General features: G+C 71.5%; 23 protein-coding genes and 1 pseudogene. 3 read left to right on the top strand and 21 right to left on the bottom strand.

Annotated features, from left to right (window positions below):
- Nucleotides 1-12 precede the first annotated feature (12 nt).
- Both glmS and BJF77_RS01825 read right to left on the bottom strand, forming a co-directional pair.
- Nucleotides 13-1,905 (bottom strand): glutamine--fructose-6-phosphate transaminase (isomerizing), encoded by a 1,893-nt coding sequence (gene glmS / locus BJF77_RS01830; protein ID WP_075871109.1) that lies wholly within the window; start codon nucleotides 1,903-1,905, stop codon nucleotides 13-15.
- Between the two features lie 209 nt (nucleotides 1,906-2,114).
- On the bottom strand, nucleotides 2,115-4,217 hold the full coding sequence (locus BJF77_RS01825; protein ID WP_075871108.1) for a PTS mannitol transporter subunit IICBA: 2,103 nt from the start codon (nucleotides 4,215-4,217) through the stop codon (nucleotides 2,115-2,117).
- Nucleotides 4,218-4,391: 174 nt separating this feature from the next.
- Here BJF77_RS01825 and coaA point away from each other — a divergent pair, with 174 nt between their 5' ends.
- The 3 genes from coaA to mscL all read left to right on the top strand — a co-directional run bounded on the left by coaA (nucleotide 4,392) and on the right by mscL (nucleotide 6,747).
- Nucleotides 4,392-5,348: a type I pantothenate kinase gene (gene coaA, locus BJF77_RS01820; RefSeq protein ID WP_075871107.1), complete on the top strand. Its 957-nt coding sequence runs from the start codon at nucleotides 4,392-4,394 to the stop codon at nucleotides 5,346-5,348.
- Nucleotides 5,348-6,223, top strand: coding sequence for a M15 family metallopeptidase (locus BJF77_RS01815; protein ID WP_083664916.1), 876 nt, complete (start codon nucleotides 5,348-5,350; stop codon nucleotides 6,221-6,223). The genes coaA and BJF77_RS01815 overlap by 1 nt, the downstream gene beginning before the upstream one ends.
- A gap of 131 nt (nucleotides 6,224-6,354) precedes the next feature.
- Nucleotides 6,355-6,747 carry a large conductance mechanosensitive channel protein MscL gene (gene mscL / locus BJF77_RS01810; protein WP_075871106.1) on the top strand — a complete coding sequence of 131 codons (393 nt, stop codon included), beginning with the start codon at nucleotides 6,355-6,357 and terminating at the stop codon, nucleotides 6,745-6,747.
- A gap of 71 nt (nucleotides 6,748-6,818) precedes the next feature.
- Here mscL and glmM read toward each other — a convergent pair whose 3' ends face one another.
- The 19 genes and pseudogenes from glmM to rplF all read right to left on the bottom strand — a co-directional run bounded on the left by glmM (nucleotide 6,819) and on the right by rplF (nucleotide 21,005).
- On the bottom strand, nucleotides 6,819-8,174 hold the full coding sequence (gene glmM, locus BJF77_RS01805; protein ID WP_075871105.1) for a phosphoglucosamine mutase: 1,356 nt from the start codon (nucleotides 8,172-8,174) through the stop codon (nucleotides 6,819-6,821).
- A 136-nt stretch (nucleotides 8,175-8,310) separates the two neighbouring features.
- Nucleotides 8,311-8,817, bottom strand: a complete 507-nt coding sequence (rpsI, locus tag BJF77_RS01800) for a 30S ribosomal protein S9 (RefSeq protein ID WP_075871104.1) — start codon at nucleotides 8,815-8,817, stop codon at nucleotides 8,311-8,313.
- Between the two features lie 38 nt (nucleotides 8,818-8,855).
- A complete protein-coding gene (rplM, locus tag BJF77_RS01795) occupies nucleotides 8,856-9,299 on the bottom strand; it encodes a 50S ribosomal protein L13 (protein WP_075871103.1) in 444 nt (147 codons plus the stop codon).
- A 261-nt stretch (nucleotides 9,300-9,560) separates the two neighbouring features.
- Nucleotides 9,561-10,460, bottom strand: a complete 900-nt coding sequence (gene truA, locus BJF77_RS01790; protein ID WP_075871102.1) for a tRNA pseudouridine(38-40) synthase TruA — start codon at nucleotides 10,458-10,460, stop codon at nucleotides 9,561-9,563.
- Nucleotides 10,461-10,585: 125 nt separating this feature from the next.
- Nucleotides 10,586-11,347, bottom strand: a complete 762-nt coding sequence (gene rplQ, locus BJF77_RS01785) for a 50S ribosomal protein L17 (RefSeq protein ID WP_047804307.1) — start codon at nucleotides 11,345-11,347, stop codon at nucleotides 10,586-10,588.
- A gap of 67 nt (nucleotides 11,348-11,414) precedes the next feature.
- The gene (locus BJF77_RS01780; protein WP_047804308.1) at nucleotides 11,415-12,422 is read right to left on the bottom strand and encodes a DNA-directed RNA polymerase subunit alpha; all 1,008 of its coding nucleotides are present in this window, start codon (nucleotides 12,420-12,422) and stop codon (nucleotides 11,415-11,417) included.
- 139 nt (nucleotides 12,423-12,561) lie between these two features.
- Nucleotides 12,562-12,966: a 30S ribosomal protein S11 gene (rpsK, locus tag BJF77_RS01775; RefSeq protein WP_047804309.1), complete on the bottom strand. Its 405-nt coding sequence runs from the start codon at nucleotides 12,964-12,966 to the stop codon at nucleotides 12,562-12,564.
- Between the two features lie 94 nt (nucleotides 12,967-13,060).
- Nucleotides 13,061-13,428: pseudogene (gene rpsM, locus BJF77_RS01770) on the bottom strand (30S ribosomal protein S13).
- Nucleotides 13,429-13,598: 170 nt separating this feature from the next.
- Entirely contained in the window at nucleotides 13,599-13,712 is a 114-nt protein-coding gene (rpmJ, locus tag BJF77_RS01765; protein WP_017833320.1) for a 50S ribosomal protein L36, read from the bottom strand.
- Between the two features lie 54 nt (nucleotides 13,713-13,766).
- Complete coding sequence (gene infA, locus BJF77_RS01760; protein WP_017833319.1) at nucleotides 13,767-13,988, bottom strand: translation initiation factor IF-1; 222 nt, start codon at nucleotides 13,986-13,988, stop codon at nucleotides 13,767-13,769.
- A 284-nt stretch (nucleotides 13,989-14,272) separates the two neighbouring features.
- Entirely contained in the window at nucleotides 14,273-15,460 is a 1,188-nt protein-coding gene (gene rlmN / locus BJF77_RS01755; RefSeq protein ID WP_075871114.1) for a 23S rRNA (adenine(2503)-C(2))-methyltransferase RlmN, read from the bottom strand.
- A 38-nt stretch (nucleotides 15,461-15,498) separates the two neighbouring features.
- A complete protein-coding gene (gene map / locus BJF77_RS01750) occupies nucleotides 15,499-16,335 on the bottom strand; it encodes a type I methionyl aminopeptidase (RefSeq protein ID WP_075871100.1) in 837 nt (278 codons plus the stop codon).
- Nucleotides 16,336-16,452: 117 nt separating this feature from the next.
- The gene (locus BJF77_RS01745; protein ID WP_047804312.1) at nucleotides 16,453-17,016 is read right to left on the bottom strand and encodes an adenylate kinase; all 564 of its coding nucleotides are present in this window, start codon (nucleotides 17,014-17,016) and stop codon (nucleotides 16,453-16,455) included.
- 73 nt (nucleotides 17,017-17,089) lie between these two features.
- Nucleotides 17,090-18,400, bottom strand: coding sequence for a preprotein translocase subunit SecY (secY, locus tag BJF77_RS01740; protein WP_047804313.1), 1,311 nt, complete (start codon nucleotides 18,398-18,400; stop codon nucleotides 17,090-17,092).
- 254 nt (nucleotides 18,401-18,654) lie between these two features.
- Complete coding sequence (gene rplO, locus BJF77_RS01735) at nucleotides 18,655-19,155, bottom strand: 50S ribosomal protein L15 (RefSeq protein ID WP_075871099.1); 501 nt, start codon at nucleotides 19,153-19,155, stop codon at nucleotides 18,655-18,657.
- 2 nt (nucleotides 19,156-19,157) lie between these two features.
- Nucleotides 19,158-19,367, bottom strand: coding sequence for a 50S ribosomal protein L30 (rpmD, locus tag BJF77_RS01730; protein WP_047804314.1), 210 nt, complete (start codon nucleotides 19,365-19,367; stop codon nucleotides 19,158-19,160).
- Complete coding sequence (gene rpsE / locus BJF77_RS01725) at nucleotides 19,367-20,098, bottom strand: 30S ribosomal protein S5 (protein ID WP_047804315.1); 732 nt, start codon at nucleotides 20,096-20,098, stop codon at nucleotides 19,367-19,369. The genes rpmD and rpsE overlap by 1 nt, the downstream gene beginning before the upstream one ends.
- Entirely contained in the window at nucleotides 20,095-20,466 is a 372-nt protein-coding gene (rplR, locus tag BJF77_RS01720; protein ID WP_047804316.1) for a 50S ribosomal protein L18, read from the bottom strand. Before rplR ends, rpsE begins: the two co-directional genes overlap by 4 nt.
- Before the next feature lie 2 nt (nucleotides 20,467-20,468).
- Complete coding sequence (gene rplF, locus BJF77_RS01715; protein ID WP_075871098.1) at nucleotides 20,469-21,005, bottom strand: 50S ribosomal protein L6; 537 nt, start codon at nucleotides 21,003-21,005, stop codon at nucleotides 20,469-20,471.
- Between the last annotated feature and the right edge of the window lie 13 nt (nucleotides 21,006-21,018).

Below are 21,018 nucleotides of genomic sequence, written 5' to 3'. Positions count from 1 at the left end.
TCCGGCGGGCGGCTACTCGACGGTGACGGACTTCGCGAGGTTGCGCGGCTGGTCCACGTCGTAGCCCTTGGCGGTGGCGAGCTCGCAGGCGAAGATCTGCAGCGGCACCGTGGTGAGCAGCGGCTGGAGCAGCACCGAGGACTGCGGGACGCGGAAGATGTGGTTCGCGTAGTCCGCGACGGCCTCGTCCCCCTCCTCGGCGATGACGATGGTCACCGCGCCGCGGGCGCGGATCTCCTGGATGTTGGAGACCACCTTCGAGTGCAGGGAGTCGCGGCCCCGCGGGGAGGGCACGATCACGAAGACGGGCTGGCCTTCCTCGATCAGCGCGATCGGGCCGTGCTTGAGCTCGCCGGCGGCGAAGCCCTCGGCGTGGATGTAGGCGATCTCCTTGAGCTTCAGGGCGCCCTCCAGGGCCACCGGGTAGCCGACGTGGCGGCCGAGGAACAGCACGGAGGCCGCGTCCTTCATCGACTGGGCGAGGTCCTTGACCGCGTCCTGGGCGTCGATGACCTGCTGGATCTTGGCGGGCATGGCCTCGAGCTCGGCGAGGATCCCGGCGATCTCGTCCTTGTACTTGTTGCCGCGCAGCTGGGCGAGGTAGAGCCCCAGGAGGTAGGCGGCGGTGATCTGGGCCAGGAACGCCTTGGTCGAGGCCACCGCTATCTCGGGCCCGGCGTGCGTGTAGAGCGCGGCGTCGGCCTCGCGCGGGATGGTGGAGCCGTTGGTGTTGCAGATCGCCACGACCTTGGCCCCCTGCTCCTGGGCGTGCCGGACCGCCATGAGGGTGTCCATGGTCTCGCCCGACTGGGACAGGGCCACCACCAGGGTGCGCTCGTTGACGATCGGGTCGCGGTAGCGGAACTCGTGGGCGAGCTCCACCTCGGTGGGGATCCGGCACCAGTGCTCGATGGCGTAGCGGGCGACCTGCCCGGCGTAGGCGGCGGTGCCGCAGGCGACGACGACGATCTTGTCCACCGCACGGAGCACGGACTCGTCGATCCTCAGCTCGTCGAGGACGAGGTTGCCGTCCGGGTCGGTGCGGCCCATCAGGGTCTGCTCCACGGCGGAGGGCTGCTCGTTGATCTCCTTCTCCATGAAGGAGGGGAAGCCGCCCTTCTCTGCCGCGGCGGCGTCCCACAGCACCTCGAAGGGCTTGCCCTCCGCCCGGTTGCCGTGGAAGTCGGTGATCTCGTAGTCGTCGGCCGTGATGGTCACGACCTGGTCCTGGCCGAGCTCGACGGCGCTGCGGGTGTAGTCGATGAACCCGGAGACGTCGGAGCCCAGGAAGTTCTCGCCCTCGCCGAGGCCGAGCACCAGCGGGGAGTTGCGGCGGGCGGCGACGACGTGGCCGGGGTGGTCCACGTGCACGGCGAGGAGGGTGAACGCGCCCTCGAGCCGGCGGCAGGCGATCTGCATGGCGGTCGTGAGGTCCTGGTCGCCGAGGTCGTTGTAGGTGTCGGCCAGCAGTGCGGCGGCCACCTCGGTGTCGGTCTCCGAGGCGAACTCGTGGCCCTTCTCGACCAGCTCGCGCTTGATCTCCGCGAAGTTCTCGATGATGCCGTTGTGGATCACGGCCAGCCGGCCGCCGTCGACGACGTGCGGGTGGGCGTTGGTGTCGGACGGGCCGCCGTGGGTGGCCCAGCGGGTGTGCCCGATGCCCGTGGTCGAGGGCGGCAGGGGGCGCTCGCCCAGCTCCTGCTCGAGGTTCAGCAGCTTGCCGGCCTTCTTGCGGAAGCCGACGCTGCCGTTCGAGAGCACCGCGACACCCGCGGAGTCGTAGCCGCGGTACTCGAGGCGCCGCAGGCCTTCCACGAGGACGTCCAGGGCGTCGTGCCCGGAGGAGGTGCCGCGCTCGTCCGCGGATTGGGAGGAGGGGCCCACATATCCAACAATTCCACACATGCGCCTCAGGCTACCGCATGGATCCGTGCCGGCCGGGCGCGCCGGACCGGGGGCGCGGACCCCATTTCCGGGGACGGCCGCGGCGCCGTGTCCCCGGAACGGGCCCGGCCCGGCGGCCCGCTCCGGGCCGTCCCGGAGCCCTCGGGGCCGCGGCCGCCCGGCTCCCGACCGGCCGGGGCCCGGCCGGGTCCGACCGGCCGGGCCCCGGGTCAGTCGTTGACCTTCCCGAGCAGCTCGAGCACCTCGTCGGCGGTGCTCGCCTCGTCCAGCTGCCGCACCTTCTCCTTGTTGCCGAAGATCTTCGCGACCCGCGACAGGATGGCCAGGTGCTCGTTGTCCTTGCCGGCGATGCCGATCACCCAGGTCACCGGCTTGCCGTTCCAGTCCAGGCCCTCGGGGTACTTCACGACCGACAGGGCCGAGGAGCGGATGCTGTCCTTGGCCTGGTTGGTGCCGTGCGGGATCGCCAGCCCGTTGCCCATGAAGGTGGACACGGAGGACTCGCGCTCGTGCATGGAGGTCACGTACGCGTCGGTCACCGCCCCGGCCGCGACCAGCAGCCCGCCCGCCTCGTCGATGGCCTGCTCGGCGTTGCGCGCCCCGCCGTCCATCACGATCCGCTCCCGGGTCAGGATCGCGCCGCCGGAGGCGGCCTCCCCGTCCGCGGCGGGCCCGCCGGTCGCGGCGGCGGCAGCGGCGCCGCCCGAGGTGGCCGATGCCGTGCCGGCCGCCGCCCCGTCCGGGACGGTGTCCTGCGCCGGGGCGGCGCCGGCGGGCACGGTCGCGCCGTTGCGCTGCTGGACGGCCTCGACGATCTCGTCGTAGCGGGGGCTGCCCATGAAGTTGTCCACGGTCACCACCGCGGCGCTGGGCACCTTGGGCCGGGCGCGGGTGGCCAGGTCCTGGTGGGTGACCACGATGTCGAAGTCGTCGGTGAGGTTGGCGATGGCGGCGTTGGTGACCTTGACGTCCCCGAAGCCGGCGGCCTTGACCTTGTTGCGCAGCACCGAGGCGCCCATCGCGGAGGAGCCCATCCCGGCGTCGCAGGCGAAGACGATGTGGTGCACGGGCCCGCCGTCGGCCAGCTCCCGGGCGGCGGTCCCGCCGGTGTCCGCGCCGCCGCTGGTGCCGACCGTCGCGGAGGAGACGGTGGCCTTTCGGCCCTTCATCGCCTCCATCCGGGAGGTGGCCTCGGTGAGGTCGCCCTCGCCCTTGTCCCGGGAGGCCTTGAGGATCACCGAGGCCACCAGGAAGGACACCACGGTGGCCGCGGTCACCGCCAGGATCACCCCCACGTAGGAGTCCGAGGCGGTCTGGGCCAGCACCGCGATGATCGAGCCCGGGGCGGCCGGGGCGCGCAGTCCGGCGTCGAAGATGGTCAGGGTGAAGATCCCGGTCATGCCCCCGGCGATGGCGGCCAGGATGAGGGCCGGCTTCATCAGCACGTAGGGGAAGTAGATCTCGTGGATCCCGCCCACGAAGTGGATCAGCGCCGCCCCGGGGGCCGAGGCCCGGGCCGCGCCGCGGCCGAAGAACATGTAGGCCAGCAGGATGCCCAGCCCCGGGCCCGGGTTGGCCTCGAGCAGGAACAGGATCGACTTGCCCTGTTCCAGCGCCTGGGCGGTGCCCAGCGGGGTGAGGATGCCGTGGTTGATCGCGTTGTTGAGGAACAGCACCTTGGCCGGCTCGATCAGGATCGAGGTCAGCGGCAGCAGACCGCGGGTCACCAGGAAGTCCACCGCCGCCGCGGCCGCGGTGGAGAAGGCCAGCACCGCCGGGCCGACCACGAAGAACCCCACGATCGCCATCAGCGCCGCGAAGATGCCGGCCGAGAAGTTGTTCACCAGCATCTCGAACCCGGGCTTGATCTTGCCGTCCCAGATCGCGTCGATCTTCTTCATCAGCCACGCGGTGAGCGGGCCCATCAGCATCGCCCCGATGAACATCGGGATGTCGGTGCCCACGATCACCCCCATCGTGGCGATCGCCCCGACCACGCCGCCGCGCACGTCGTAGACCATCCGCCCGCCGGTGTAGGCGATCAGCAGCGGCAGCAGGTAGGTGATCATCGGGCCCACCAGGCCCGTGTACGGCTCACCCTCCGCGTTCTGCCCGAACCCGCCCAGCGGGCCGAAGGGGGTGAACCCGGCCTCGATGAAGAACGCGGTGATCAGCCCCCAGGCGATGAACGCCCCGATGTTGGGCATGATCATCCCCGAGAGGAACGTGCCGAAGCGCTGTACGTGCGCGCGGGCCGCGCCTGACCGGCCGCCCGTCGATGATGTGGTGTCCGTGGTCGTCGCCGTGGCCATGGTGCTGTCCTCGCTCTCGAGAGAGGCCGTGCTCCCTCCGTCGGATCGCACGCGCCCTGCGGTGTCACGGCCCGTCGGACGTCGACGGCCGGAACGTGCACAAATCTACACCCGGGTACCGGCGCTGTCTGCGATGCGCGGGGCCGTGACACGGCGCGGTCTAGACTGTGCTCGATGACCGCATCTACGCTGAGCGAACGCACCTCGCCCTTCGTGGAGCTCGACCGGCAGACCTGGTCGAGGCTTTCCCACGAGATCGACGTTCCCCTCACCTCTCAGGAGATCGAGAGCCTGCGCGGCCTCGGCGACCGGCTCGACGTCGCGGAGGTCCGCGAGGTGTACCTCCCGCTCTCGCGGCTGCTCACCCTCTACGACGAGTCGTCCAACCGGCTCAACGCCTCCACCAACGCCTTCCTGGGCGAGGAGCACGCCCGCACGCCCTTCGTGATCGGCATCGCCGGGTCCGTGGCGGCCGGCAAGTCCACCACCGCCCGCCTGCTGCGGGAGCTGATGTCCCGCTGGCCCTCCACCCCGAACGTCCAGCTGATCACCACGGACGGGTTCCTCCACCCCAACGCCGAGCTCCAGAGCCGCGGGCTCATGGACCGCAAGGGCTTCCCGGAGTCCTACGACCGCCGGGCCCTGCTCCGCTTCGTCGCCAAGATCAAGTCCGGCGCCCCCGAGGTGCGGGCCCCGAAGTACTCGCACCACAGCTACGACATCGTGCCCGGCGAGGAGGTCGTGGTCACCCGTCCCGACGTCGTGATCATCGAGGGGCTCAACGTGCTCGCGCCGGCCAAGGTGGGCCCCGGGGACCGGGCCGCCCTCGCGCTCAGCGACTTCTTCGACTTCTCCATCTACGTGGACGCCCGGCCGTCGGACATCGAACGGTGGTACGTGGAGCGGTTCCAGGCGCTGCGCTACTCCGCCTTCGCCGATCCCGGCTCGTACTTCCACCGCTACGCCGACCTCTCCGACGCCGAGGCGGTCGCGACCGCCACCGGGATCTGGCGGCGGATCAACGAGCCGAACCTCATCGAGAACGTGCAGCCGACCCGGGGACGCGCCCGGCTGATCCTCTCCAAGGACTCGGACCACTCGATCCGCCGCGTGCTGCTGCGCAAGAACTGATGCGCGCCCTCCGACGCGCCGTGCAGGGGCCCGGCCCGGCGGCCCGCGTGACCGGACCGATCGGCACGGGGCTGCTCGTGGCCGGGCTGCTCGGCGGATGCGCTCCGGGCGCCGGGCCGTCCGCCGGCCGCGAGGACTCCCCGCTGGGCAGTCCTCCTCCGGCGGCGTCGGCCCCCGGGCCGTCCGGCACCGACCCGGCCGGCACCGAGGGGTCCGGCACCGGCGCGCCGGTGGGCCCGCCCACCGACGCCGCGTCCGCCACGGCCCCGGCCGAACGGCCCCGGCCGCCGGAGCTGGACGACCCCGCCTCCCTGTCCGTCGTGGTCAACAAGCGCCGGCCCCTCGTCCCGCCGGACTGGGCGCCGCCGGTCCTCGAGGACGTCGAGGGCCACCGGCTGCGGCCCGAGGCGGCCGCGGCCGCCCGCGGGATGCTCGCGGAGGCGCGGGCGGACGGGGTGCCGCTGCGGATCGTCTCCGGCTACCGCTCCTGGGCGCAGCAGCAGGAGACGTACGCCGGCTGGGTGGCGCGCAAGGGCCAGGCCGCCGCGGACGATGTCTCGGCCCGGCCGGGGCACTCGGAGCACCAGACCGGTCTGGCCCTGGACGTCGGCGAGGGCGGCGGCTGCGACCTGCAGGTGTGCTTCGCCGACACGGCCGCCGCCGCGTGGGTGGCCGAGCACGGGCCCGAGCACGGCTTCGTCGTCCGCTACCCGTGGGGCGAGGAGGCGGTCACCGGCTACTGGTACGAGCCGTGGCACCTGCGCTATCTCGGGCCCGGGCCGGCGCAGGAGCTCGTGCGCTCGGGCGCCGCCACCCTGGAGGAGTTCGCCGGGCTGTCCCCGGCCCCGGACTACGCGACGGGCGCCCCGGGCTGATCCGCCGCCGCGCCCTCCGGGGCGTCCCACCGGAGACCGGTCCCCGGGACAGGTGCATTGGGGAGGCGGCACCGGGGAGGCGACACTCAGGAGGTGACGCCGTGCGGGCCGCCGGCGGGTAGTCTGCGGGGATGCTCAAGGGATTCAAGGACTTCATCATGAAGGGCAACGTGCTGGACCTGGCCGTGGCCGTGATCGTCGGCGCGGCCTTCGCCCAGGTCGTCAACGCCATGGTCGAGGCGGTGCTCATGCCGGGGATCTCCGCGCTGGTCGGCTCACCCAATTTCGACTCGTTCGCCGTGGTCTCCCTCAACGGCAACGACATCCGGTTCGGGGTGCTGCTCACCGCGCTCGTCAACTTCCTGCTCGTGGCCGCCGCGGTCTACGTCGCCGTCGTCCTGCCCATGAACAGGGTGCTCGAGGCCCGCAACCGGCGCCTCGGCATCGACCCGGACGTGGAGGAGGCCGACGCCCAGGTGCAGCTGCTCACCGAGATCCGTGACGAGCTGCGCCGGCGCGCCTGACCACGGGCACGGGGACGCCGGAGGCCCGCACCGAGTTCTCGGTGCGGGCCTCCGGCGTCCGCGGCGGCGGCTCAGACCGTGAGGGCCAGCTCCCGCTCCACCACCGAGGCGAGGTACTCCGTCTCCGCCCGGGCGGCCTCCTCGGAGGCCGCCTCGACCATCACCCGGACCACGGGCTCCGTTCCCGACGGGCGCAGCAGCACCCGGCCCGTCTCGCCGAGGCGCTGCTCGACCTCCGCGACGGCCGCCTGCACCCCGGGGTTGGAGCCCACCGCGGCGCGGTCCACGCCGCGCACGTTCAGCAGCACCTGCGGCAGTCGGGTCATCACCGTGGCCAGCTCCGCGAGCGGCGCCCGGGTCTGGGCCACGCGCGAGGCCAGCATCAGCCCGGTCAGCAGGCCGTCCCCCGTGGTGGCGAAGTCGGACATGATCACGTGGCCGGACTGCTCCCCGCCCAGGTTGTAGCCGTGCTCGGTCATGGTCTCGAGGACGTAGCGGTCCCCCACCGCGGTCTCGCGCAGCTCGATGCCCGCCTCCCGCAGGGCGAGCTTGAGCCCGAGATTGCTCATCACGGTCGCCACCAGGGTGTCGCCGACGAGCCGGCCGGCGTCCTTCATGGCCAGGGCGAGGATCGCCATGATCTGGTCGCCGTCCACCTCCCGGCCGGAGGCGTCCACGGCGAGGCAGCGGTCCGCGTCGCCGTCGTGGGCGATCCCGAGATCGGCGCCGAGCTCCACGACGGCCCGGCGGAGGGGCTCCAGGTGGGTCGAGCCGCAGCCGTCGTTGATGTTCAGGCCGTCGGGCTCCGCGCCGATGACGTGCACCTCGGCGCCCGCGCCGCGGAACGCGTCCGGGGAGACGCCGCTGGCGGCGCCGTTGGCGCAGTCCAGGACCACGCTGAGGCCCTCAAGCCGGTGCGGGATCGCCCCGACCAGGTGCAGGACGTAGCGGTCCTCCGCGTCCGTGAGCAGGTGGATGCGTCCCACCCCGGCGCCCGTGGGGCGGCGGAAGTCACCGGCCTCGAAGACCGCCTGGATCTCGTCCTCCACGCGGTCGGGCAGCTTGCGCCCGCCGTGGGCGAGGAACTTGATCCCGTTGTCCGGGGCCGGATTGTGCGAGGCGGAGATCATCACCCCGAAGTCGGCGTCCAGGTCCGCGACCAGGTAGGCCAGCGCGGGGGTCGGCAGCACTCCGGCGTCGTGCACGTCCACCCCCGACCCGGCGAGGCCGGCGGAGACGGCGGCGCTGAGGAACTCGCCGCTGGCGCGCCCGTCCCGGGCGACGACCGCGGTGGGGCGCCGCCCCGAGGTGGCGTGGCCGTGGCCCAGCACGATGGCGGCGGCCTGGGCCAGGTCCAGGGTCATGTTGGCTGTGAGGAGGTCGTTCGCGAGCCCGCGCACGCCGTCCGTTCCGAATAATCTAGACATCGCCCCCCATCCTACGTTCCCCTCGCCGCGGGATGCGTGAGGCGGCGCACGAACGCACGGACCCCGTCCGCGTCCGGTGGGCACCGGGGCGGACGGGGTCCGTGGGGCTGGGCGAGCGGGCCGGGCGGCCCGTCGATCAGCGCTTGGAGTACTGCGGGGCCTTGCGGGCCTTCTTGAGACCGGCCTTCTTGCGCTCGATGACGCGCGGGTCACGGGTGAGGAAGCCGGCCTTCTTGAGCGTGGGCCGGTTGTTCTCCACGTCGATCTCGTTCAGGGCACGGGCCACGCCGTGGCGCAGCGCCCCGGCCTGGCCGGAGGGGCCACCGCCGTGGATGCGGGCGATGACGTCGTAGGCGCCCTCGAGCTCCAGCAGCCGGAAGGGGTCGTTGACCTCCTGCTGGTGCAGCTTGTTCGGGAAGTAGTTCTCCAGGGTGCGGCCGTTGATGGTCCACTGGCCGGAGCCGGGGACGACGCGCACGCGGGCGACGGCCTCCTTGCGGCGGCCCACGGCCTGGCCGGAGACGGTCAGGGCGGGGCGCTCGGCGGCGACGGCGGTCTCCCCGGCGGGGGCCGACTCGGAGGTGTAGCTGCTCAGCTGCTCCTCGACGTCCACGGTGTTCTGCTCTTCAGTGTTCTGAGCCACGATTCTCCTCGATCAGTTCTTGTCTCGTAGGCCCGGAACTACTGGGCGACCTGGGTGAACTCGAAGGCCTGGGGCTGCTGGGCACCGTGGGGGTGCTCCGGGCCGGCGTAGACCTTGAGCTTGGACATCTGCTGGGCGGCCAGCTTGTTCTTCGGGAGCATGCCACGGATGGCCTTCTCCACGGCGCGGACCGGGTTCTTCTCCAGCAGCTCGGCGTAGGAGGTGGACTTGAGTCCGCCCGGGTAGCCGGAGTGGCGGTAGGCCCGCTTCTTCTCGAGCTTGGAGCCGGTCAGGGCGACCTTCTCGGCGTTGATGATGATGACGAAATCACCGGCGTCCACGTGGGGAGCAAAGGTCGGCTTATGCTTTCCGCGCAGCAGCGTTGCGGTCTGGCTGGCAAGACGACCCAGGACGACGTCGGTGGCATCGATGACGTGCCACTGGCGCTGAATGTCACCGGGCTTCGGGGTGTACGTACGCACGTTAGTTTGCCTTCGTTCGGGTTCTCTCGGTGGCGCTAGTTGGGATCACGCCGTTTCTCGGTGTGCCGTCCGGGGCTCGGGTGAGGGCCGAGCTGCATCCGGTGCCCGAGACCCCGGTGCACCGGAGCGCCATGCGTCCTGCAACTGGACGGCGGATCCGGGTACACGTGAACCGAGGCGGGACACGCACAACAGCACCCCACGTTACCGGATCGGACGGGCAAAGACCACTCCGCGGCATACACCCGGACGGTGCGGCGGTCAATCCCGGTGCAGGGGGTCCCGGAGGGCGCGGGTGCGCTCGGCCCGCTCCCCCAGTCCGGCGTCGCCCGGGTAGCGCACCTCCTCGAGGACGAGGGCGTGCGGGGGCGCCAGGAGCACCCGCGCGTCGCGCACCCGGTCCGCCAGGCGGCGGCCCAGCCAGTCCCGGCCCTCGCGCCCGGCGCCCACGCGGGCCGCGGCGCCGACGACGGAGCGGACCATGTGGTGGCAGAACGCGTCCGCCTCGATGCCGAGCACCACCAGGCCGTCCCGGTCCCGCTCGACGGACACGGCGAGGACCTCCCGCACCGTGGTGGCGCCCTCCCGCGGCCGGCAGAAGGAGAGGAAGTCGTGCAGCCCGACCAGCTCCTGCACGGCGGCGGCCATCACGCCGGCGTCCAGCTCGTCCTTGGTCCACCAGGTCAGGTGGCGGGTCAGCGGGTCGTGGCCCGCCGCGCCGTCGTCGATCCGGTAGCTGTAGCGGCGCGAGACGGCCGAGAACCGGGCGTCGAAGCCCGCCGGCGCGGCCGCGGCGCGGCGCACCACGACCGCCCCCGGGCTCTCCGGCAGGCCGCCCTCGCGGCGGCCGCGCCCCAGCACGTGGCCGAGCGCACCGGTGAGCCGGCGCTCGAGCGCGGCCCCGGGGTCCTCCCCGCGGCCGCGGGCGAGACCGCGCCACTCCTCCGGGGTGAGGTCCAGGTGCACCACCTGTCCGCGGGCGTGGACACCGGTGTCGGTCCGGCCCGCCACCACGACCCGCACCTCCCGGCGCACCAGCACGGCCAGGGCGTCCTCGAGGGAGCCCTGGACGGTGGGCAGCCCCGGCTGGCGGGCCCACCCGGCGAAGGGCGCTCCGTCGTAGGCCAGGTCGATCCGCACCCGCACGGGGGACTCGGTCATGGGCGTTCCTCTCGATCGGGGGGCGGCGGCCGGGCTCGCGCTCGGGCGTGCGGGGCCGGGCACGGCAACGCCGCCGGGGACCAGGTCCCCGGCGGCGTGCGCGGTGTTCGTCCGGACGGACCCGCTCAGCGCAGCTTCTGCGCGGCGGACCCACCGGCCGGCTGGAAGCCGGCGGCCTCGGCGTTGGCCGGGGAGTCGAACCAGATCTCGGCGGTGGTGCCCGCGTACCAGCGCGAACCGGGCACGTGGTACTTCATCGAGTTCCGGTTGCCCTTGATCTCGAAGCCCTCGGGGGCCTCGCCGGACTCCAGCGGGGCGTGCGAGCCGGGGAACTCCGCCTCGGTGTTCTCGGCGGCGACCTCCGCGGCCTGCTCGGAGCCGACCTCGGGGGCCTGCTCCTCGGCGGGGATCTCCTCGGCGGCGACCTCGGCGGCGGTGCTGTCGGCCGGGGTGTCGACCGGGGCGGCGGGCGCCGGGGCGGCCTTCGCGGTGGCGCGCTCGGCCTCGGCCACGGTGGCCTTGGTCGCGACGGGCTCCATCACGAGCTCGATGACGGCCATGGGGGCGTTGTCGCCCTTGCGGTTGCCGATCTTGGTGATGCGGGTGTAGCCGCCGTTGCGGTCCTCCATCGCCGAGGCGATGGTGGTGAACAGCTCGTGCACCACGGACTTGTCGGTCAGCTGCGCGAGCACGCGCCGGCGGGCGGCCAGGTCACCGCGCTTGGCGAAGGTGATCAGCCGCTCGGCGTAGGGACGCATCCGCTTCGCCTTGGTGACGGTGGTGGTGATGCGCTTGTGCTCGAACAGCTGCTGGGACAGGTTCGCCAGCATCAGGCGCTCGTGGGCGGGGCCGCCTCCGAGGCGGGGTCCCTTGGTGGGAGTAGGCATGGTTGTTGATCTCCTGGAAGTTCGTCCCGCCCGGGCCGGGCGGCCGGTGGGACCTCAGCGGGAAGGACTAGTGGTCGTCGTCGTCGAACGGGTTCTCGTCGTCGATCGCGGCGGCGCGAGCGGCGAGGTCGAAGCCGGGGGGCGAGTCCTTGAGGGACAGGCCGAGGTCGACGAGCTTGGCCTTCACCTCGTCGATCGACTTGGCGCCGAAGTTGCGGATGTCCATCAGGTCCGCCTCGGAGCGGCCCACGAGCTCACCCACGGTGTGGATGCCCTCGCGCTTGAGGCAGTTGTAGGACCGCACGGTGAGCTCGAGGTCCTCGATGGGCAGCGCCATGTCGGCGGCCATCGCGGCGTCGGTCGGCGAGGGGCCGATCTCGATGCCCTCGGCGGCCGTGTTGAGCTCGCGGGCCAGGCCGAACAGCTCGACCAGGGTGGTGCCGGCGGAGGCCACGGCGTCACGCGGGGTGATGGCCTCCTTGGTCTCCACGTCCAGCACCAGCTTGTCGAAGTCGGTGCGCTGCTCCACGCGGGTGGCCTCCACGCGGAAGGTCACCTTGAGCACCGGCGAGTAGATGGAGTCGACCGGGATGCGGCCGATCTCCGCGTCGCCCGCCTTGTTCTGGGCGGCCGAGACGTAGCCGCGGCCGCGCTCGATGGTCAGCTCGAGCTCGAGCTGGCCCTTCGCGTTGAGCGTGGCGATGTGCAGGTCCGGGTTGTGGATCTCCACACCGGCCGGGGCCGTGATGTCCGCGGCGGTCACGACGCCCGGGCCCTGCTTGCGCAGGTAGGCGACGACGGGCTCGTCCTGCTCCGAGGACACAGCGAGCTTCTTGACGTTGAGGATGATCTCGGTGACGTCCTCCTTCACGCCCTCCACGGTGGAGAACTCGTGGAGCACCCCGTCGAGCCGGATGCTGGTCACGGCAGCACCGGGGATGGAGGAGAGCAGCGTGCGGCGGAGGGAGTTGCCGAGGGTGTAGCCGAAGCCGGGCTCGAGCGGTTCGATCACGAAGCGGGACCGGTTGTCGGCCACGACCTCTTCGGAGAGGGTGGGGCGCTGTGCGATGAGCACTGATGTTTCCTTTCAGCGGGCATCCGCTATATGACGCGCGCAAATGGTGGAAAACAGTTGATGGGTGCGGACCGGTGCCCGGTCCTTCAGTCGGCGTGCCCATCGGGACCCCGGCGGGGTCCCGATGGGCACGCTCGCATCAGACGCGGCGGCGCTTCGGCGGGCGGCAACCGTTGTGCGCGCTCGGGGTGACGTCCGAGATGGAGCCGACCTCGAGGCCGGTGGCCTGCAGGGAGCGGATGGCGGTCTCGCGCCCGGAGCCCGGGCCCTTGACGAACACGTCGACCTTGCGCACGCCGTGCTCCTGCGCGCGCTTGGCGGCGGCCTCGGCGGCCATCTGGGCGGCGAACGGGGTGGACTTGCGCGAGCCCTTGAACCCCATCTCCCCGGCGGAGGACCAGGAGAGGACGGCGCCGGTGGGGTCGGTGATGGTGACGATGGTGTTGTTGAACGTCGACTTGATGTGGGCCTGGCCCTGGGTGACGTTCTTCTTGTCCTTGCGGCGGGGCTTGCGGGCAGCCGCTGCGCGAGTCTTCGGGGGCATGGATGTCTCCTACAAAGTTTTCAGGAAGGGCGGTGAAGAGTGGTGGTGGGCCGCTCGGGGGACCGTGGGGTCCCGGCGTGCGAGCGGCAGCCGGCTACTTCTTCTTGCCGGCGACCGTGCGCTTGGGACCCTTGCGGGTGCGGGCGTTGGTCTTGGTGCGCTGGCCGTGCACCGGCAGGCCGCGGCGGTGCCGGATGCCTGGTAGCTGCCGATCTCGACCTTGCGGCGGATGTCGGCGGCCACCTCGCGGCGGAGGTCACCCTCAACCTTGTAGTTGTCCTCGATGTAGTCGCGCAGCTCCACGAGCTGGGCATCGGTGAGCTCGCGCACGCGCAGGTCGCCCGAGATGCCGGTGGCGCCCAGGGTTGCCAGCGCGCGGGTGCGGCCCACGCCGTAGATGTAGGTGAGCGCGACTTCCAGCCGCTTCTCACGGGGAAGGTCGACGCCTGCGAGACGAGCCATATCGGCGGTTCTCCTTGTGCTGTTCCAGAGGTCTGGAGCATCGCTGTCCGGTCGGTGACGTCATGTCCGTCCGCCGGTCCCCGGCCTCTGTACCGGGGGCGCCCGCCTGGATCTCTCCGGTCGGGAGCGGTGCCTTTCGTGGTTCCACTTGCGTGGGTGGTCGGGGCTGGTCAGCCCTGACGCTGTTTGTGGCGCGGGTTCTCGCAGATCACCATGACCCGCCCGTTGCGGCGGATCACCTTGCACTTGTCGCAGATCGGCTTCACGCTCGGTTGGACCTTCATCGCATTCCTTCGCGTCGTTCTCTCGAGTGGGTGCGGCCCGGACGGCCGCCGGTCCTACTTGTAGCGGTAGACGATACGACCGCGGGTGAGGTCGTACGGGCTCAGCTCCACCACCACGCGGTCCTCGGGGAGGATCCGGATGTAGTGCTGGCGCATCTTGCCGGAGATGTGGGCGAGGACCAGGTGACCGTTGTTCAGCTCAACGCGGAACATCGCGTTGGGCAGAGCCTCGACCACAGTGCCTTCGATCTCGATGACTCCGTCTTTCTTGGCCATATCCTCCGCTAACTTCAGGTGCCCCCCGCCGGGGCGGCGGGCAGGGTTTCGGGTGTACATCGTCGTTAAACGCCGCAGCGGACCTGTACGCGCGCACCATCACCGTTCGTGGTGCACGGTGAGGGTCGGCGGGGTCCGATGAGTGCGGAATCGCTGGAGCACAGACAACCAACAGAACACTCTACGTGATCGGGGGTGCCGCCCGCAACGCGGGAGGCACCCCCGGGCCGCGCCGCCCGGGACGACGCCCGCGCCACGGCTCAGGGCACGGCTCGGACCACGACTCAGACCACGGCGGCGAGCTGCCCGCAGGCGCCGTCGATGTCCGAGCCGCGGGTGTCCCGCACGGTCGTGGGGATGCCGTGGGCGCGCAGGCGCTCCACGAAGTTCTGCTCCACGCCCGGCCGGGACGCGGTCCACTTGGAGCCGGGGGTCGGGTTGAGCGGGATGGGGTTCACGTGCACCCAGCCGGCCCCCCGGGCGTTGAGCTTCTCCCCCAGCAGGTCGGCGCGCCAGCCCTGGTCGTTGATGTCGCGGATCAGGGCGTACTCGATGGACACCCGCCGGCCGGTGACGTCGTAGTACTCGCGGGCGGCGTCGAGGGCCTCGTCCACCTTCCACCGGGTGTTGATCGGGATCAGGTCGTCGCGCAGCTCGTCGTCCGGGGCGTGCAGGGACAGGGCGAGCGTCACGGGCAGCTTCTCCCGGGTGAACTTCCGGATCCCGGGGACCAGGCCGACGGTGGACATGGTGATCCCGCGCGCGGAGATGCCGAGGCCCTCGGGCGAGGGGTCGATCAGCCGGTGCACGGCGCCCAGGGTGGCCTTGTAGTTGGCCAGGGCCTCCCCCATCCCCATGAACACGATGTTGGAGACGCGCAGCGGCTCCTGCTCGGCCCGGCCCACCTTGCCGCCGCGCAGCAGGCGCGCGCCCTGGACCACCTGCTCGACCATCTCGGCGGTCGAGAGGTTGCGGGTCAGCCCGGCCTGCCCGGTGGCGCAGAACGGGCAGTTCATCCCGCACCCGGCCTGCGAGGAGATGCACATCGTCACCCGGTTGGTGTAGCGCATCAGCACCGACTCCACCATCGCCCCGTCGAAGAGCCGGTGCACGCTCTTGAGCGTGGCGCCCTGGTCCGCCTCGAGCGTGCGCACGGAGGTGAGCAGCGTGGGCAGGGCTTGCGCCACCAGCTCCTCCCGCCCGGCCGCGGGCAGGTCGGTCATGTCCTCGGGGGCCGAGGCGAGCCGGTCGAAGTAGTGCCGGGAGAGCTGCCCCGCACGGAAGGGCTTGTGCCCGAGCTGCGTCAGGAACTCGCGGCGGCCCGCGAGGTCGAAGTCGGCGAGGTGCTTCGGCGGCTTGCCCCGGCGCGGCGCGGTGAAGGTCAGCTGGCCGGGTTTCGGGCGGACGGTGAGCTCGACGGGCGTCGCGGTCCGGCCGTCGGCCGGGCCGCTCTGCTGCGGTGCCTGGGTCACGGTGGTCTCCTCGGGGGGTCGTGGGTCGGTCTGCCGGGTCACGGGCGGTCCTCCGGGATCGGGACGGGGGTGACGCCGAGCGGCTCGAGCTCCGAGGCGCCTCCGTCCTCGGCCGTGAGCACCCAGATGCCGTCGGCGTGCAGGGCCACGGAGTGCTCCCACTGGCTGGAGCGGGCGCCGTCGGTGGTGACCACGGTCCAGTCGTCGTCGAGCACGCGGGTGCCGATCCCCCCGCGCACGAGCATCGGCTCGATGGCGAGGGCCATCCCCGGGCGCAGCCGGGGCCCGCGGTCGGTGCTGCGGAAGTTCAGGACGTCGGGGGCCATGTGCATCTTGGAGCCGATCCCGTGCCCCACGTACTCCTCCAGGATCCCGAACCGGTGCCCGGAGACCTGGCGGACGTGGTCCTCCACGGCCGCACCGATGTCGCCGACGTGCGTGCCGCCGGCGACGGCGGCGATCCCGCGCCACATGGCCTGGCGGGTGACCTCGGACAGCTCCGCGTCGGCGGGGTCCGGGCGGCCGAGCAGCACGGTGCGCGCCGAGTCCCCGTGCCAGCCGTCGACGATCGCCCCGCCGTCCACGGAGAGGATGTCGCCCTCCTGCAGCACCTGCTCGCCGGGGATGCCGTGCACCACGACCTCGTTGACGGACACGCACACCGCGGCCGGGTAGCCGTAGTAGCCGAGGAAGTTGGAGCTCGCGCTGTGCTCCTCGAGCACGGAGCGGAACACGGCGTCGAGGGAGGCGGTGGTCACCCCGGGCACGGCGGCCGCCACGGCGGCGTCGAGGGCGCGCGACGTCACCACCCCGGCGCGCTGCATGGTGCGCAACTGGGCGTTGGTCTTGTACTCGATCCGGCGGCGGCCGAACATGCGGTGTTCCTTCCGGGCCGCTGCCCGAGGTCGGGTGCTCGCGGCGGTCGTGGGTTAAACGTGAGACCCCCGGGGGTGTCCGGGGGTGTCACGGAGTCGGCGGTGCGGGGCGTCCGGTCAGGACAGCTCCGCCAGGATCCGTGCGGTGACGTCCTCGACGCTGCCCAGCCCGTCGACCTCGCGGACGATCCCGCGCCGGTCGTAGAGGTCCACGACCGCGGCGGTCTCCGCGTCGTAGACGTCGAGGCGGTGCCGGATGACGTCCTCAGTGTCGTCCGTGCGACCCTCCTTCTGCGCCCGGCCGAGGAGCCGCTGGACGAGCTCGTCGCGGTCGGCGGTCAGCTTGAGCACGGCGTCGAGCTCCTGGTCCAGCTCGGCCAGGATCGCGTCGAGCTCCTCCACCTGCGCGGCGTTGCGCGGGTAGCCGTCGAGCAGGAAGCCGTCCGCGGTGTCCGTCTCGGCCAGCCGGTCGCGCACCATCCGGTTGGTCACCGAGTCCGGGACGAGGTCGCCGGCGTCGATGTAGCTCTTGGCCTCCTGGCCCAGGGCCGTCCGGCCCTTGATGTTGGCCCGGAAGATGTCACCGGTGGAGATGGCCGGCACGCCCAGCTTCTCCGAGATGCGCACCGCCTGGGTGCCCTTGCCTGCACCTGGGGGGCCGATGATGAGCATGCGGGTCATGAAGTCTCCTTGCGGTCGGGAATGGCTGCGGCCCCAGTCTACCGGGCGCCCTCCCCGGGGACCGGGGCCGGGCTCAGCGGAGCAGGCCCTCGTAGTTGCGCTGCTGCAGCTGCGCCTCGATCTGCTTCACCGTGTCCAGCCCCACGCCCACCATGATCAGCAGGGAGGGCCCGCCGAACGGGAAGTTCTGGTTGGCGTCCACCAGCACGAGCGCCACCAGCGGGATCATGGACACGATGCCCAGGTAGAGGGCCCCGGGGAAGGTGATCCGGCTCAGCACGTACTGCAGGTACTTCTCCGTGGGCCGGCCCGCCCGGATGCCGGGGATGAAGCCGCCGTAGCGCTTCATGTTGTTGGAGACCTCCTCCGGGTTGAACGTGATCGACACGTAGAAGTACGTGAAGAACACGATCATCAGGAAGTACAGCACCATGTACACGGGGTGGTCCCCGGTGACGAGGTAGGTGTTGATCCAGTTGACCCAGCCGGGGATGTCGGAGCCGTCGTCCGGCATGCCGAACTGGGAGAGCATGCCGGGCAGCATCAGCATCGAGGACGCGAAGATGATGGGGATGACGCCGGCCATGTTGACCTTGAGCGGGATGTAGGTGGTGGTGCCGCCGATCGTGCGCCGGCCCACCATCCGCTTGGCGTACTGCACCCGCACCCGGCGCTGGGACTGCTCCACGAAGACCACGCAGGTGATCACCACGAGACCCACGGCCAGCACCGACAGGAACACGCCCCAGCCCCGGGTGCGCAGGATCTCGCCGAGGGCGGAGGGGAAGGTCGCGGCGATCGAGGTGAAGATCAGCAGGGACATGCCGTTGCCCACGCCCTTCTCCGTGATCCGCTCCCCCAGCCACATGATGATGGCGGTGCCCGCGGTCATCGTGATGATCATGATGACGACCGTCAGGACCGTGTCGTTGGGGATGATCGGCAGCGGGCAGTCGCCCAGCAGGGCGCCCGAGCGGGCCAGGGAGACGATCGTGGTGGCGTTGAGCAGCGCCAGCCCGATCGTGAGGTAGCGAGTGTACTGGGTGAGCTGAGTCTGTCCCTGCGCGCCCTCCTCGTGCAGCTCCTGGAAGCGCGGGATGACCACGCGCAGCAGCTGCACGATGATGCTCGCGGTGATGTAGGGCATGACGCCGAGGGCGAAGACCGACAGCTGCAGCAGGGCGCCGCCGCTGAAGAGGTTCACCATGTCGTAGACCCCGCCGGTGGTGGTGCCCAGGGCCAGGCACTGCTGCACGTTGCCGTAGTCGACGCCCGGCGCCGGGATGAACGTGCCCAGGCGGTAGAGCACGATGAGGGCGAGGGTGAACCCCAGCTTGCGTCGCAGGTCGGGGGTTCGCAACGCCCGTCCGAAAGCGCTGAGCACATGTCCTCCTAGGAACTGGGTCCGACCGGCGTCCGGCCGCGGGGGTGGGGTGGGGCGGGAGCTCGGTCCTGCGGTCCGCGCGCGGGCGGGCACGGACGACTCCGGTCAGTCTAACGAACCCGCCGCGCCCGGGGCGGCCGGCGCGCGCCGGGCCGCGGGGCGGCCAACGGGTCAGGCCCCGCCCACGCTCGCGTGGACGGGGCCTGCTCCGACGGTGCCGTGGGCCCGGGCGTGCCCGGGCCCACGGCGCGCGCTCACAGCGCGGTGGTGCTGCCGCCGGCGGCGGCGATCTTCTCGGCCGCGGAGCCGGAGAAGGCGTGCGCCTTCACGTCGACCGCGACGGCGATGTCGCCGGAGCCCAGCACCTTGACGGGCTGGTTCTTCCGGACCGCGCCGCGGGCCACGAGCGACTCCACGGTCACCTCGCCGCCCTCCGGGTAGAGCTCGGAGAGCTTGTCGAGGTTGACGACCTGGTACTCCACGCGGAACGGGTTCTTGAACCCGCGCAGCTTGGGCAGGCGCATGTGCAGCGGCAGCTGACCGCCCGCGAAGCCCGCCTTGACCTGGTACCGGGCACTGGTGCCCTTGGTGCCGCGGCCGGCGGTCTTGCCCTTGGAGCCCTCACCGCGACCCACGCGGGTCTTGGCGGTCTTCGCGCCCGGGGCCGGACGCAGGTGGTGCACCTTGAGGGCGTGCACCTTCTCGGTGCCCGGAGCGGTGCTCCGGGTGCTGTTCTCTGCAGTGTTCTCTGCCATGGTTACTTGGCCTCCTCGACCTTGACCAGGTGGGCGACGGTGTTGACCATGCCCGCGGTCACGCCGTCGGCCTTGCGGACCACGACGTTGCCCGGCCGCTTGAGGCCGAGGGACCGCAGGGTGTCACGCATGTTCTGCTTCTGGCCGACCACCGAGCGGATCTGCGTGATGCGCAGCTCCGCCCCGTCGGGCTGGATACGCTTGCCGGACATCAGGCACCTGCCTTCTGGATCGAGCGCAGCAGCGGACCGGGGACGACCTCGTCGATCGGCAGCCCACGACGGGCCGCGACGGCCGCCGGCTCCTCGAGCTGACGGAGCGCCTCGATCGTTGCGTGCACGATGTTGATCTGGTTCGACGAGCCGAGGGACTTCGACAGCACGTCGTGGATGCCGGCGCACTCGAGCACGGCGCGGACCGGGCCACCGGCGATCACACCGGTACCGGGGGTCGCCGGGCGGAGCATGACGACGCCGGCAGCGGCCTCGCCCTGCACGCGGTGCGGGATGGTGCGGTCCTCGATGCGCGGGACGCGGAAGAAGTTCTTCTTCGCCTCCTCGACGCCCTTGGAGATCGCGGCCGGCACCTCCTTGGCCTTGCCGTAGCCGACACCGACCATGCCGTTGCCGTCGCCGACGACGACCAGGGCGGTGAAGCTGAAGCGACGACCGCCCTTGACGACCTTGGAGACGCGGTTGATGGTCACGACGCGCTCGAGGAACTTGTCCTTCTCCTCCTCGCGCCCGCCACGGCCGCCGCGGCCGCCGCGCTCGCCGCGGCCCCCGCGCTCACCGCGGCCGCCGCGCTCGCCACGGCCCCCGCGGTCGCCGCGGGAGTCCTGGGAGCGGTTGGCCTCGGTGGTCTGCTGGGCCCCGGTCGCCTCCGTGGAGGCAGTGCTCGCTTCGGTCACCTGGGTTTCCTTCTCGTTGTTCTGCTCGCTCACAGTGCCAGACCTCCTTCGCGGGCGCCGTCGGCGACAGCCGCCACGCGACCGTGGTACTTGTTGCCGCCGCGGTCGAACACGACGGCCTCGACACCGGCGGCCTTGGCGCGCTCGGCCACGAGCTCACCGACGCGCTTGGCCTTGGCGGTCTTGTCCGCCTCGGCACCGCGCAGGTCGGCCTCCATGGTGGACGCCGAGGCGACGGTGACACCCTTGGTGTCGTCGACGACCTGGACGAACACGTGGCGGGCCGAGCGGTTGACGACCAGGCGCGGGCGGGCGGCCGTGCCGGCCAGGTGCTTGCGCACCCGGACGTGGCGGCGGCTGCGCGCGGCGCCCTTGGACTTGCCCTTGATCTTCAGAGCCATGATTACTTACCAGCCTTTCCGGCCTTGCGGCGGATCTGCTCGCCGGCGTAGCGCACGCCCTTGCCCTTGTAGGGCTCGGGGGCGCGCAGCTTGCGGATCTTCGCGGCGACCTCGCCGACCTGCTGCTTGTCGATGCCGTTGACCGAGAGCTTGTTGACGCCCTCGACGGTGAACGAGATGCCGTCCGGGGCCTTGAAGGTGATCGGGTGGCTGTAGCCGAGCGCGAACTCGAGGTCCTGGCCCTTGGCCTGCACGCGGTAACCGGTGCCGACGATCTCGATGCCCTTGGTGTAGCCCTGGGTGACGCCCTGGATCATGTTGGAGATCAGGGTGCGGGTGAGCCCGTGCAGCGAACGGGACTCGCGCTCGTCGTTGGGGCGGGTGACGGTGAGGGTGCTGTCCTCGAGCGCGACGGCGATCGGGCTGGCAACGGTGTGCTGCAGCTCGCCCTTGGCGCCCTTGACGGAGACGACGTTGCCGTCGATCTTGATCTCCACACCGGCCGGCACAGAGATGGGGAGACGTCCGATACGTGACATGTTCTCTTCCTTT

Origin of the sequence: Kocuria sp. CNJ-770 (assembly GCF_001942375.1) — a bacterium.
Lineage (GTDB): Bacteria > Actinomycetota > Actinomycetes > Actinomycetales > Micrococcaceae > Kocuria > Kocuria oceani.
Note: the sequence above shows the minus strand (reverse complement) of the source record. Positions and strands in the feature narration are given on the sequence as shown.